The following is a 13,068-nucleotide window of genomic DNA, read 5'->3' as shown; positions in this document are numbered from 1 at the left end:
ATCAGGTTCAGGTTCAGGTGGGGGAAACGGTAAGGTGTTGTTCGTCGAAGCGCTCGATGGCGAAGGCGTCGATGGGCGTTTCTGTGCGCCCGTCGCGCGCCAGCTCGGCCAGCACTTCGCCGGCGGCCGGGCCGATCTGGAAGCCAGCGCCCGAGAAGCCGAAGCCGTGGAACAGGCCGGGCGTGGTGCGGCTGGGCCCGAGCACCGGTTCGCGGTCGGGCAGGTAGCCTTCGGTGCCGCCCCAGGTGCGGATGATGTGCGCATGGCGCAGCACGGGCAACAGCTCCACGGCCTGCATCGCGAGCGTGGCGATGGCGTCGCGCTCGGCGCGCGCGCGTTCGGCATCGAGCGTGATGCCCGTGCCGCCGCCGAGCACGAGATTGCCGCGCGCCACCTGCCGGCAGTAGATGCCGCCGCCTTCCACGCCAAGGCTCCATTGCATGAAGTGCGGCACCGGCTCGGTCACCGCCATGACGGGGCTGCGCGCGCGCAGCGGCGGCGTCTCGCCGAACTGGCTGGCGATGGCGCCGGCCCAGGCGCCCGCGCAGTTGAGCAGCACGGGCGCCTGCACCTCGAGCGCGTTGCCGCTGCGCACCATGAACATGGCGCCGTCATGCGCGACCTCGTCGACCTTGTGGCGCTCGAAGATCTGCGCGCCCGCGCGCTGCGCCGCGAGCGCGAAGGCCGGCGACACGAGGCGCGGATTGGCCTGCCCGTCTTCCGCGCACAGCGAGCCGCCCACGGCGCGCGCGCCGAGCCAGGGGCACTGCTCGCGCAGGCGCGCGCCGGAGATCAGCTCAAGGCCCAGGTCGAAGTCGCTGCTCAGCGCGCGGTAGCGTTCGAGCGAGGCCATGTCCGATTCGCTGCGCGCGATCTTGAAATGGCCCGAGCGGATGTATTCGCCGTCGGTGCCCAGCAGTTCGGGCAACTGGCCCCAGATGCGGTGCGCGCGCTGCGTCAGCGGCAGCTGGCTCAATGACCGGCCCTGCCGGCGCACGCCGCCGAAGTTCACGCCGCTGGAGCGCGAGCCGCAAAGATCGCGCTCCAGCAGCACCACGCCCAGGCCCATGCGGCGCAAGGCCAGTGCGGCAGAAGAGCCGACGATGCCGCCGCCGATGATGGCGACGTCGGTCTGCAGCTTCTTGATCGTGCTCATGCGCCGGCTCCCTCGGCGGGCACGAGCATGATCGGAATCGGCTTGATCGGCGCCTGCCCGCGCAGCCTGCCGACCTGCTGCAGCGGCTGGCCCGTGGCATGCGCGAGGATCTCCGCCGCCGCCACGCCGCACATGCGCCCCTGGCAGCGGCCCATGCCGACGCGCGACAGCGCCTTCAGGCGGTTCATCTCGTCGGCGCCGTTGGTGGCGACAGTCTGGCGCAGCGTGCCGGCCGTGATGTTTTCGCAGCGGCAGATCACGAGGTCGTCGCTCGCGTGCGCGGCCCAGTCCTGCGGCACGGGGAAGGCGCGTTCGAGGCCCTGGCGGAATCCGGCGAGCTTGCCGAGCTTGCGTTCGAGTTCGGCGGCGCGTGCTGTGTCGACCGCTACGCCGCTGTCGGCCAGCAGCGCCAGTGCCGCGCGTTCACCGGCCCACTCGGCCGCGTCCGCGCCCATGATGCCGGCGCCGTCGCCCGCGAGATACACGCCCTCGACGCTGGAGCGCCCGGCCGCATCGCGCACCGGCAGGTGCGCACGGTGCATCGGCGCGTAGTCGAAGCGGCAGCCGAGCAGGTCGGCGAGCTGCGTTTCGGAGCGCAGCGCGTAGCCGAAGCCGATGGCATCGCAGGCCAGTGTGCGTTCTTCGTTGCCGTCTTGCCATGCCACGCCGGTGACGCGGCCCTGCGCCTCGTCGCCGAGCACGCGCAGCGGCCGCACGCCGCTGTGCAGCGCCACGCCGTGCGCGCGCAGCCAGCCCACGTAGTACACGCCCTTCGCGAACACGGCGGGCTGCGTCAGCATCGCGGGCGTGGCGGCGATCTGGTCGGCGAGGCGCGCGGTGTCGAGCACCGCAGCCACTTCCACGCCGGCCTTCGCGTACTGGTACGCCACCAGATACAGCAGCGGCCCGGTGCCCATGAACACAACGCGGCGCCCGATGGCGCAGCCCTGGAACTTGAGCGCTACTTGCGCGCCGCCGAGCGTGTAGACGCCGGGCAGCGTCCAGCCCGGCACCGGCAGCACGCGGTCGGTGGCGCCGGTCGCAACGATGAGGTGGCTGTAGGGCACGCGACGGGTGCTGCACGTGGGGTTGTGCATCACGTCGAGCTTGTGGTCCTGTGCGTTCCACACGAGGCTGTCGGGGTGGTGGTCAATGCGGCCCTGTAGTGCATCGAAGGCCGAGTGCACGGCATCGGCGCGCTTCGACTCGAAGCCGTAGAGCGTTCGCGCGGTGCGTTGCGAGAGGCTGGCGGGCGGACGGCGATAGATCTGCCCGCCGGCGCGCGACGCCTCGTCGATCACCACAGCCCGCAGGCCATGCGCCACCAGCGTCTGCGCCGCGCGCACGCCGGCCGGGCCGGCGCCGACGATCGCGGGGCGGATTTCGCTTGCCGTCGTCATGCGCCATTCCTTCCCGTGACCAGCGCCATGCCGGGCGCGATGAAGGTCGAGCAGGCGCGCAGCCGTTCGCCTTCGCCGGTGGAGATCCAGCAGTCCTGGCAGGCGCCCATCATGCAGAAGCCGGCGCGCGGCAGGTTGCTGAATTCGTTGCGGCGCAGCTGGGCGCATTGCGTGAGCACGGCCGTCAGCACCGTGTCGCCCGCCAGTGCGCTCGCGGGTGCGCCGTCGAGAGTGAAGGGCACGGCGTCGCGGCCATTGGTTTCGGCCACGCGGTGAAGCAGGGCGTTCGAAGTTGTCGTTGTCGTCATTGCTTATCTGCGCCCCACCAGCACGCGGTCCAGCCCGTACACACGGTCGAGCAGCACCATCGCGAAGGCCGTGATCGCCACCATCAGCGCTGACACCGCCGCCATCAGCGGATCGATCGACTCGGTCGCATACATGTACATGCGCACCGGCAGCGTTACCGTGCTTGGTGCGGTGACGAAGATCGACATCGTCACTTCGTCGAAGCTGTTGATGAACGACAGCATCCAGCCGCCCGTCACGCCCGGAAGGATCATCGGCAGCGTGATGCGGCGGAACACCGTGGCCTGGCTCGCGCCCAGCGACAGCGCAGCCTGCTCGGCACTGCGGTCGAAGCCCACCAGCGCCGCCACCACCAGCCGCAGCGTGTAGGGCGTAACGATGAGCGCATGCGCCATCACCAGCCAGCCGAAGCTGCCCGTGCCGCCGACCAGCGCGAACAGCCGCAGCAACGCGACGCCCAGCACCAGGTGCGGCACGATCAGCGGCGACAGGAACAGGCCGTTGAGAAAGTTGCGCCCCGGAAACTCATAGCGCGTGATCGCCATGCCGGCTGGCACCGCGAGCAGCGTGGCGATGGTGGCCGAGCTCAGCGCGAGCCACAGGCTGTTCCAGAACGACTGCATGAAGTCGGGGTGCGCGAACACTGCCTTGAACCAGCGCAGCGAGAAGTGCGTGGTCGGAATGGTCAACGTGTTCTCGGGCGTGAACGCCACGATGCACACTACCACCAGCGGCGCCAGCATGAAGACGATGACGAGCGCGTTGAACGCGAGGGCGATGGGGCCGTTCTTGTTCATCGCTTCAGCCCAGCGCTTTCTTGTAGCGGCCTTCGACGAGGCGGTTGTAGCTGAGCATCACGACGAGATTGGCCACCAGCAGAACCAGCGCCACGGCTGCGCCGAGCGGCCAGTTGAGCTCGCTGAGGTATTCGTCGTAGACGATGGTCGCCACCATCTTCAGGCGCCGCCCGCCCAGCAGCCCCGGAATGGCGAACGAACTCGCAGCAAGACCGAACACGATCAGGCTGCCCGAGAGAATGCCCGGCATCACCTGCGGCAGCACGATGCGCCGCAGCGTGGTGAAGGGCGTGGCGTTGAGCGAGAGCGCTGCGTTCTCGACACCCGGGTCGAGCTTCTGCAGCGATGTCCACACCGGGATCACCATGAAGGGCAGCATCACGTGCACCAGCGCGATGACCACGGCCGTGCTGGTGTAGAGGATCTTCACTGGGCCGATGCCGAGCAGGCCCAGCAGGCCGTTCACAGCGCCCTCGGGGCCCAGCAGCATGCTCCAGCCGAAGGCGCGCACCACCACCGACACCAGCAGCGGCGCCAGCACCACCAGCAGCAGCACCGAGCGCCACGGGTTGCGCATGCGGCTCAGCACATAGGCCTCGGGCGCGCCGACCAGCACGCAGATCAGCGTGACAAGGGCCGAGACCCAGAAGGTGCGCCAGAAGATGCCGAGGTAGTACGAGTCGGAGAACACCAGCGCGTAGTGCGCGAGCGTGAACTCGCCGGACTTGGGGCCGGTGGCCGGGTCGTACACGTTGAACGACAGCACGGCAGTGAGCGCGAGCGGCACCAGCAGCAGCGCGGTGAACAGCAGCAGCGCGGGGCCGGAGAGCCACCAGGGCGTGGCCTTGCTCTTCAATATGCTGCTCATGCCGCGACAGCCTTTTCTTCCGCTGGCAGCAGCCGCATGCAGTGCGCCGGCCAGTCGAGGCCCGTGCGGCTGCCTTCTTCCAGTGCTTCGCGCCCGTCGTTGGGGCTCAGCACCGTGAGGTCGCCGACGGCGGTGGCCACGCGGTAGAGCCACTGGCTGCCGAGGAAGAAGCGCTCCTGCACTTCGCCGTCGAGGCGGCCCTGGCCCGGCGGCACCAGCTGCAGTTTTTCGGGCCGCACGCTCAGCAGCGCGGCGGCGTCGACGCTGAAGCCCGTGCCGTCCACGTCGAGCGAGAGCGCACCGACCTCGACGCAGGTGCGCGTGGCGCCGCTGTTCGACACGCGGCAGTCGAGCAGGTTGGCCTTGCCCACGAAGGTGGAAATGAAGCGCGTGCTCGGGTGTTCGTACACGCGCTGCGGATGGTCGATCTGCGTGGCGCAGCCGCCTTCCATCACCACCACGCGGTCGCTGATCGACATGGCTTCGCTCTGGTCGTGCGTGACCATCACCGTGGTGGTGCCGACCTTGCGCTGGATCTGGCGCAGCTCGAACTGCATTTCCTCGCGCAGCTTGGCGTCGAGGTTGGACAGCGGCTCGTCGAGCAGCAGCACCGGTGGCTCGATCACCAGCGCGCGCGCCAGCGCCACGCGCTGCCGCTGGCCGCCCGACAGTTCACGCGGGTAGCGCGCGGCATGCGCTTCGAGGTGCACCAGCGCCAGCGCCTGCTTCACGCGCTCGATGCGCTCGGCCTTGGGCATCTTGCGCATCTCGAGGCCGAAGCTCACGTTGTCGGCCACCGTCATGTGCGGGAACAGGGCGTAGGTCTGGAACACGATGCCCAGCCCGCGCGTGTTGGCCTTGGCATGCGTGATGTCCTTGCCCGCGAGCTCGATGCGGCCGCTGCTCACGGCCTCGAAGCCCGCAATCATCTGCAGCGTGGTGGTCTTGCCGCAGCCCGAGGGGCCGAGCAGCGAGACGAACTCGCCCTTTTCCACAGTGAGGCTCATGGCCGACACCGCGCGGGTGGCGCCGTAGAACTTGGTCACGTCGGTAAGCCGGAGGAATGACATGGAACGGGCCTTTCTTCGGGGGGCGAAAAGATGGCTTCAGGCACCTTGTTTCACCTTGGTGCGGGCCATGGACAGCTTGCTGCTCTTAATTCACTCTATTGCAACGATTGCGCCAGATCGCCTCGGGTATTCCATTAATCAGAATCTTTCTTTAATTTATTCCAATCAATGGAATATGATGGCTGCGATTGATACATCGGATTCCACAGGAGCAAGGTATGGAGACCTCTTCGGCGTCGCCGGCGGCCAGCGGCGGCGTGCCGCGCGTCTTTTCGGTGATCCGCGCGCTCGGCGCGGTGCAGGCCGAAGGCGGCCGCGTGACCCAGATCGCACGTTCCGTGGGCCTCACGCAGGCCACCACGCACCGTTTGCTGCAATCGCTCATGGCCGAAGGCATGGTCGAGCAGGACGAGCGCAGCAAGCTCTACCGGCTGAGCATCGATTTCTTCGCGCTCGCCGCGAGCGCTGGCAACCCGGGCGACCTGCGCTCCATTTGCCGGCCGGTGCTCTTGCGCCTGTGCGCGAGCCTGGGCGACAGCATCTTTCTATTGGCGCGCAGCGGCTTCGACGCGGTGTGCCTGGACCGCAGCGAAGGGCCGTTCCCGATTCGCTCGTTCACCGGCGACATCGGCGGGCGCATCGCGCTGGGCGTGGGGCAGGGCGCGCTGGCGATCCTGGCCTTCCTGCCCGAGGCCGAGCGCGAAGAGGTGATCCGCTTCAACCTCTCACGCGTGCGCGAGTACGGCGTGTACGACGAGGTGTACCTGCGCACCGAGATCGAGCGCGTGCGGCAGGCGGGCTATGCGGGGCGCAACACGGGCCTGCTCGAAGGCATGGCGGGCGTGGCCGTGCCGATCCTCGACCGCGAGGGGCGTGCCGTGGCGGCACTGAGCGTGGGCACGATTGCCGACCGGCTCAATGCGGACCGCATGCCGACGGTGGTCGAACTGCTCAAGCGCGAGGCCGCGGCCATCGGGCCGAAGATCAATCCGTTCGATGCGACGTTGAGGAGGCCGGCGCAGAGCCTGGCGGGGTCGCCGGCGAGCCAGAAGATTTCGTTGCCCGAGGCGCCCGGGCCGGTCTAAGTGAGGAATCTCCCATGAACAACCCCTCGATCCTCTACCCCGTATTCGCCCTCGCCGGCCTCACCGGCCTGGTGCTGCTGCTCATCCCCATCGTGCGCATCCGCGCCGTGCGGCGCCGCGAGGTCCGGGGCATCGATTTCAAGCTGGGCGAATCGGCGGCGGTGCCCGACGCCGTGCGTATCCCGAACCGCAACTACATGAACCTGCTGGAGCTGCCGGTGCTGTTCTATGTGGTGTGCCTGCTCTTCTATGTAGCGGTGCTGCCCACGCCCACGGCGATCTGGCTGGCCTGGGCGTATGTCGGCCTGCGCGCGTTGCACAGCGTGGTGCACCTGACCTACAACCACGTGATCCACCGGCTGGTGCTGTTCGCCGCGAGCAACGGCGTGCTGGTGGTGCTGTGGGTGATGGCGGCCACCCGGTTGGTGCGCTAGGCGCACATGAATCGTGCGAGTTCATTCCTGAAACGCATCAGGTCCTTCCATATTTTCACTAGGCAAGCGCGCGGGATTCGCAGATATTGACCGGGTCCTCCTTTCTCCTCCTTCCCGGAGCGCGTCCATGTCCGAAGCCAACACCTCCCCCTCCGTCGCCACCGAAGTCGAGCAGCTGCTGCAGCGCCTGGGCGTGCCCCCCGAGGCCCACACCGGCGGCGAGCTGACGGTGCGTTCGCCCGTCAGCGGCGAGGTGATTGCGCAGGTGCCGCAGACCTCGCCGACAGAGGCCACCGCTGCCATCGGCCGTGCGCACGAGGCTTTCAAGGCCTGGCGCAACGTGCCGGCGCCGCGCCGCGGCGAGCTGGTGCGGCTGCTGGGCGAAGAACTGCGCGCCGCCAAGCGCGACCTGGGCCTGCTCGTCACGCTGGAGGCCGGCAAGGTCCCGTCCGAGGGCGCGGGCGAGGTGCAGGAAATGATCGACATCTGCGACTTCGCCGTCGGCCTCTCGCGCCAGCTCTACGGCCTCACGCTGGCCACCGAGCGCGCCGAGCACCGCATGATGGAAACCTGGCACCCGCTGGGCGTGTGCGGCGTGATCTCGGCCTTCAACTTTCCGGTGGCCGTGTGGTCGTGGAACGCGGCGCTGGCGCTGGTGTGCGGCGACTCGGTGGTGTGGAAGCCGTCTGAAAAAACGCCGCTGACCGCGCTGGCCGTGCACGCCATCGCGCAGCGCGCCATCGAACGCTTCGGCGATGCGCCCGAAGGCCTGCTCGGCCTGCTGCTGGGCCAGCGCGACGTCGGCGAGGTGCTGGTCGACGACCACCGTGTGCCGATTCTCTCGGCCACCGGCTCGACCGCCATGGGCCGGCAAGTGGGGCCGAAGCTGGCCGCACGCTTTGCCCGCGCCATTCTCGAACTCGGCGGCAACAACGCCGCCATCGTCACGCCCTCGGCCGACCTCGACCTCGCGCTGCGCGGCATCGCCTTCGCGGCCATGGGCACGGCCGGCCAGCGCTGCACCACGCTGCGTCGCCTGTTCGTGCACGAGAGCGTGTACGACCAGCTGGTGCCCAAGCTCGCCAAGGTCTACGGCAACGTGCAGGTCGGCGACCCGCGCGAGGCCGGCACGCTGGTCGGCCCGCTGATCGACCGCGCGGCCTTCGACGGCATGCAGAAGGCGCTCGGTGAATGCCGCGAGATCGGCGCCAAGGTGCACGGCGGCCAGCGCGTCGAAGGCATCGGCACGAAGGACGCCTACTACGTGCGCCCCGCGCTGGTCGAGCTGAAGTCGCATGAGGGCCCCGTGTTGCGCGAGACCTTCGCGCCCATCCTGTACGTGGTGCGCTACAGCACGCTCGACGAAGCCATCGAACTGCACAACGCCGTTGGCGCGGGCCTGTCGTCGTCGATCTTCACGCTGAACATGCGCGAGGCCGAGCGCTTCATGTCGAGCGCGGGTTCGGACTGCGGCATCGCCAACGTCAACATCGGTCCGAGCGGCGCGGAGATCGGCGGCGCCTTCGGCGGCGAGAAGGAAACAGGCGGCGGGCGCGAAGCCGGCTCCGACAGCTGGAAGGCGTACATGCGCCGCGCCACCAACACCATCAACTACTCCACCGCCTTGCCGCTCGCGCAAGGCGTGACCTTCGACATCGGCGACTGATCGCCTCCCGGTTCGTTCGAGCTTGCCGCGCAGCGCTTTGCTGCGGCGGCAGGCGGGCGGCCGCATGCATTCACCAAAAACCATAACCAGGAGACAGAGAACATGAGCATTCCCTTCAAGAGAATCGTGGTCGCCACGCTGCTTGCATTCGTATTCGGTGCCAGCGCGCAGACCCCGGCCACCGGCACCCTCGACAAGATCAAGACCAGCGGCAAGGTCGTGCTCGGCGTGCGCGAAGCCTCGCCGCCCATGGCCTACATGCTCGGCGCGGGCGACAAGTACGTGGGCTATCACGTCGAGCTGTGCGAGCGCGTGCTGAAAGACATCGCACCGCAGGCCAAGCTCGAATACATGGCCGTGACCGCGCAGAACACCATCCCGCTGGTGCAGAACGGCACGCTCGACATCGGCTGCGGCCCCACCACCAACAACACCGCGCGCCAGCAGCAAGTGGCCTTCGCGCTCACCACCTATGTGAGCGAAGTGCGCATGGCCACCAAGGTCGATTCGGGCATCACCACGCTCGACCAGCTCGCGGGCCGCAACGTGTCGGCGTCGACCGGCACCACTGCGGTGCAGCTGCTGCGCAAGCGCGAGCGCGCGCAGAACGTCTCGTACAACACCATGCTCGGCAAGGACCACCTCGAAAGCTTCCTGCTGATGGAGTCGGGCCGCGCCGATGCCTTCGTGCTCGACGACAACCTGCTGGCCGGGATCATCGCGAACTCGAAGAACCCCGCGGCCTACCGCATCGTGGGCGACGCGCTGGGCTCGGAGCCGATCGCGCTGCTGTTCCGCAAGGACGACCCGGCCTTCAAGACCGCGGTGGACGATTCGCTGCGCCGAATGATGAAGAGCGGCGACCTCGAGAAGATCTACACCAAGTGGTTCGTGGCCGCCATTCCGCCGAAGAACACGAGCCTGAACCTGCCGATGAGCGCGGCGCTGAAGCAGCTGATGCTCGAACCCAACGACAAGCCACTGGAGGCCTACGCCAAGTGACAGCAGATACCGTTGCCTCCCTCGCTTTTCAGCCGGCGCAGCGCGTGCGCGCCATCGGCGTCTCGGAGATCCTGCGCATCACCGACAACGCGAACGCGCTCAAGCGCGCGGGCCGTCCGGTGATCGTGCTGGGCGCGGGCGAGCCTGACTTCGACACGCCGCAGAACGTGCGCGAGGCCGCGGTGCGCGCCATAGGGCGCGGCGACACGCGCTACACGGTGCTCGACGGCAGCCCGGCGATGAAGGCGGCGGTGCAGCTCAAGTTCAAGCGCGACAACGCGCTCGACTTCGCCCTCGACGAAATCAGCGTGAGCGCAGGCGCCAAGCAGGTGATCTTCAACGCACTGATGGCCAGCCTGAACCCCGGCGACGAGGTGATCCTGCCCGCGCCGTACTGGACTTCGTACGCCGACATCGTGCAGATCTGCGGCGGCGTGCCGGTGCCGGTGGCGTGTACCGGGGAGAACGGTTTCCGGCTCGATGCCGCGCAGCTCGAAGCGGCCATCACACCGCGCACGCGCTGGCTGTTCATCAATTCGCCGTCGAACCCGACCGGCGCGGCCTACAGCGCAGCGCAGCTGAAGCCGCTGTGCGAGGTGCTTCTGCGCCATCCGCAAGTCTGGGTGCTGGCGGACGACATCTACGAACACATCCTCTACGACGGGTTGGCATTCGCGACGCCGGTGGCCGTGGAGCCGTGCCTGCGCGAACGCACGCTGACCATCAACGGCGTGTCGAAGGCCTACGCGATGACCGGCTGGCGCGTGGGCTACGGCGCCGGGCCGCGCGCGCTGATCGCGGCCATGGCCGTGGTGCAGAGCCAGACGACCTCGTGCCCCTCGTCCATCAGCCAGGCCGCTGCCATCGAGGCGCTGACCGGGCCGCAGGGCATCGTGGCCGAGCGCTGCACCGACTTCCAGGCGCGGCGCGACTTCGTGGTTGCCGCGCTGAACCGCGCGCCGGGGCTGCACTGCCGCGTGCCGGAAGGCGCGTTCTATACCTTCGCGAGCTGCGCCGGCGTGCTCGGCAAGCGCACCCGCGGCGGTGCGCTGTTGCAGACCGACAGCGACTTCTGCCGCTACCTGCTGCAGGACTTCGAGGTGGCGGTGGTGCCGGGCAGCGTGTTCGGGCTGGCGCCGTACTTCCGCATTTCGTATGCGACGTCGATGGCGCAGCTGGAAGAGGCGTGCGCGCGCATCATCGCTGCCTGCGCCGCGCTCGAATGACCTCCTTCATTTCATTGGAAAACGCATGACCTCACCCCGCACCGGCGGCCAGATCCTGGTCGACCAGCTCATCACCCACGGCGTCAAGCAACTGTTCTGCGTGCCCGGCGAAAGCTTTCTCGCCGTGCTCGATGCGCTGCATGACGCATCCATCGACGTGACCGTGTGCCGCCAGGAAGGCGGCGCGACGATGATGGCCGAGGCGCAGGGCAAGCTCACCGGCAAGCCGGGCGTGTGCTTCGTCACTCGCGGACCGGGCGCCACCAACGCGGCGGCCGGCGTGCACATCGCGCACCAGGATTCGACACCGCTGCTGCTGTTCGTCGGCCAGGTCGCGCGCGATGCGCTGGGCCGCGAGGCCTTCCAGGAACTGGACTACGGCGCGGTGTTCGGCACCATGGCCAAGTGGGTGGTGCAGATCGACGATCCGGCGCGGGTGCCTGAGCTGGTGTCGCGTGCCTTCCATGTCGCAACCTCGGGCCGGCCCGGGCCGGTGGTGATCGCGCTGCCCGAAGACATGCTGACCGAGGCCGCGACGGTGGCCGACGCGCAGCCTTACGCGGTGACCGAAACCCATCCCGGTGCAGCGCAACTCGCAGAGCTGCAGCAGCGACTGTCGCAGGCGCAGCGCCCGGTGGTCATCCTGGGCGGCAGCCGCTGGTCGGAGAAGGCCGCGCAGCAGTTCGCGGATTTCGCGGCCGCGTTCTCGCTGCCCGTGTACTGCTCGTTCCGTCGCCAGATGCTGATGTCGGCCGAGCACCCCTGCTATGCGGGCGACCTGGGCCTTGGCGCCAATCCGCGCATGCTGGAGCGCATCCGCAACGCCGACCTCGTGCTGCTGGTCGGCGGGCGCTTGTCCGAAGTACCGTCGCAGGGCTACGAGCTGCTGGCGATTCCGCAGCCGAAGCAGGCGCTGGTGCATGTGCACGCCGACGCCGACGAGCTCGGCAAGCTCTATCGTCCGGCGCAGGGCATCCACGCCACGCCGCAGGCTTTCGCGGAAGCCGTGTCCACGCTGCGCCCCGCACAGACGCCGGCATGGCAGGCAGAAACGAAGACCGCCCGCGAGGACTTCCTGCGCTGGAGCGACCCGGCGCCCATCCGCATTCCCGGCCCGCTGCAGATGGGCGAGGTCATGCAGCACCTGCGCGAAGTGCTGCCGGCCGACACCATCTTCTGCAACGGTGCGGGCAACTTCGCCACCTGGGTGCACCGCTTCTGGCCGTTCCGCTCCTACGCGAGCCAGCTTGCGCCCACCAGCGGCTCGATGGGCTACGGCCTGCCGGCCGGCGTCGGCGCCAAGCGGCTGTGGCCGCAGCGCGAAGTGGTCGTGTTCGCGGGCGACGGCGACTTCATGATGCACGGCCAGGAATTCGCGACGGCCGTGCAGTACGGCCTGCCGATCATCGTGGTGCTGCTCGACAACGCCATGTACGGCACGATCCGCATGCACCAGGAAAAGCACTACCCCGGCCGCATCAGCGCCACGCAGTTGAAGAACCCGGACTTCCGCGGCTATGCCGAAGTGTTCGGCGGCCACGGCGAGCGCGTGACGAGCACCGAAGAGTTCGGCCCCGCACTGGCGCGAGCGAGAGAGAGCGGCAAGCCGGCCATCCTGCATTGCCTGCTGGACCCGGAAGCGATCACCCCGGGAAGCACGCTGCAGTCGATTCGCAAGGCAGCGCTGGCTGCAAGCTGAGCACCCGGTGTCATTCGCACGCACCCCGAAAAGACTCAGCGCAACCCACCCACATAGCGAGGCGGCGGCGTAGGCGGCGTCCCATCGGGCTGCCGCGCCGCCAGCCGCGCAGCGCGAGCCAGCGGCTCCATCGCCTGCTCCAGCCGTGTCGCCAACTGGTAAAGCTCCTCGTCCTTGGTGTCGGCAGCGTGCGCGCGCGTCATGCGCACGATCTCGGCCGCGTACTCGGCATTGGTCGCCATCCACTCGGTGTCGGTCACGCGCCCATGCTTTCGCCGCAGCGCCACGTGAAGGCGGGCAGCAAGGGCGATGCGTTCGCTTTCGGACATGGATGGCATGGTTCCTCCGTCGGTGGG

The 13,068-nt window shown here is 68.5% G+C and carries 13 protein-coding genes; 6 read left to right on the top strand and 7 right to left on the bottom strand.

The window, feature by feature from the left end:
• Positions 1-13: 13 nt before the first annotated feature.
• From ACZYSP_RS14700 to ACZYSP_RS14675, 6 genes are read right to left on the bottom strand one after another with little or no spacing between them, the layout of a single operon-like run.
• Positions 14-1,156: an NAD(P)/FAD-dependent oxidoreductase gene (locus ACZYSP_RS14700; protein WP_489014866.1), complete on the bottom strand. Its 1,143-nt coding sequence runs from the start codon at positions 1,154-1,156 to the stop codon at positions 14-16.
• Positions 1,153-2,556 carry an FAD-dependent oxidoreductase gene (locus tag ACZYSP_RS14695; RefSeq protein ID WP_489014864.1) on the bottom strand — a complete coding sequence of 468 codons (1,404 nt, stop codon included), beginning with the start codon at positions 2,554-2,556 and terminating at the stop codon, positions 1,153-1,155. The genes ACZYSP_RS14700 and ACZYSP_RS14695 overlap by 4 nt, the downstream gene beginning before the upstream one ends.
• Complete coding sequence (locus ACZYSP_RS14690; RefSeq protein ID WP_489014862.1) at positions 2,553-2,864, bottom strand: (2Fe-2S)-binding protein; 312 nt, start codon at positions 2,862-2,864, stop codon at positions 2,553-2,555. Before ACZYSP_RS14690 ends, ACZYSP_RS14695 begins: the two co-directional genes overlap by 4 nt.
• A gap of 3 nt (positions 2,865-2,867) precedes the next feature.
• Positions 2,868-3,662, bottom strand: a complete 795-nt coding sequence (locus ACZYSP_RS14685; protein ID WP_093053612.1) for an ABC transporter permease — start codon at positions 3,660-3,662, stop codon at positions 2,868-2,870.
• Between the two features lie 4 nt (positions 3,663-3,666).
• A complete protein-coding gene (locus ACZYSP_RS14680) occupies positions 3,667-4,530 on the bottom strand; it encodes an ABC transporter permease (protein WP_307616029.1) in 864 nt (287 codons plus the stop codon).
• Entirely contained in the window at positions 4,527-5,600 is a 1,074-nt protein-coding gene (locus ACZYSP_RS14675) for an ABC transporter ATP-binding protein (RefSeq protein WP_489014859.1), read from the bottom strand. Before ACZYSP_RS14675 ends, ACZYSP_RS14680 begins: the two co-directional genes overlap by 4 nt.
• Before the next feature lie 218 nt (positions 5,601-5,818).
• On the opposite strand from ACZYSP_RS14675, the gene ACZYSP_RS14670 reads away from it, so the two are divergent.
• From ACZYSP_RS14670 to ACZYSP_RS14645, 6 genes are all read left to right on the top strand, one after another.
• Positions 5,819-6,685, top strand: a complete 867-nt coding sequence (locus ACZYSP_RS14670) for an IclR family transcriptional regulator (RefSeq protein WP_307616027.1) — start codon at positions 5,819-5,821, stop codon at positions 6,683-6,685.
• Positions 6,686-6,699: 14 nt separating this feature from the next.
• Positions 6,700-7,119, top strand: coding sequence for an MAPEG family protein (locus ACZYSP_RS14665; RefSeq protein WP_093053626.1), 420 nt, complete (start codon positions 6,700-6,702; stop codon positions 7,117-7,119).
• A gap of 127 nt (positions 7,120-7,246) precedes the next feature.
• Positions 7,247-8,785: an L-piperidine-6-carboxylate dehydrogenase gene (gene amaB, locus ACZYSP_RS14660; RefSeq protein WP_489014856.1), complete on the top strand. Its 1,539-nt coding sequence runs from the start codon at positions 7,247-7,249 to the stop codon at positions 8,783-8,785.
• A gap of 102 nt (positions 8,786-8,887) precedes the next feature.
• Positions 8,888-9,787, top strand: coding sequence for an amino acid ABC transporter substrate-binding protein (locus ACZYSP_RS14655; RefSeq protein WP_489014854.1), 900 nt, complete (start codon positions 8,888-8,890; stop codon positions 9,785-9,787).
• On the top strand, positions 9,784-11,013 hold the full coding sequence (locus ACZYSP_RS14650) for a pyridoxal phosphate-dependent aminotransferase (protein ID WP_489014852.1): 1,230 nt from the start codon (positions 9,784-9,786) through the stop codon (positions 11,011-11,013). The genes ACZYSP_RS14655 and ACZYSP_RS14650 overlap by 4 nt, the downstream gene beginning before the upstream one ends.
• 25 nt (positions 11,014-11,038) lie before the next feature.
• Positions 11,039-12,712: a thiamine pyrophosphate-binding protein gene (locus tag ACZYSP_RS14645; protein ID WP_093175455.1), complete on the top strand. Its 1,674-nt coding sequence runs from the start codon at positions 11,039-11,041 to the stop codon at positions 12,710-12,712.
• Positions 12,713-12,747: 35 nt separating this feature from the next.
• Here ACZYSP_RS14645 and ACZYSP_RS14640 read toward each other — a convergent pair whose 3' ends face one another.
• A complete protein-coding gene (locus tag ACZYSP_RS14640; RefSeq protein WP_093053641.1) occupies positions 12,748-13,050 on the bottom strand; it encodes a hypothetical protein in 303 nt (100 codons plus the stop codon).
• Positions 13,051-13,068: the final 18 nt, after the last annotated feature.

It is taken from the genome of Variovorax sp. F042, assembly GCF_057814215.1.
The sequence above is the reverse complement of the archived record's forward strand: the minus strand, read 5'-3'. Positions and strand labels throughout refer to the sequence as shown.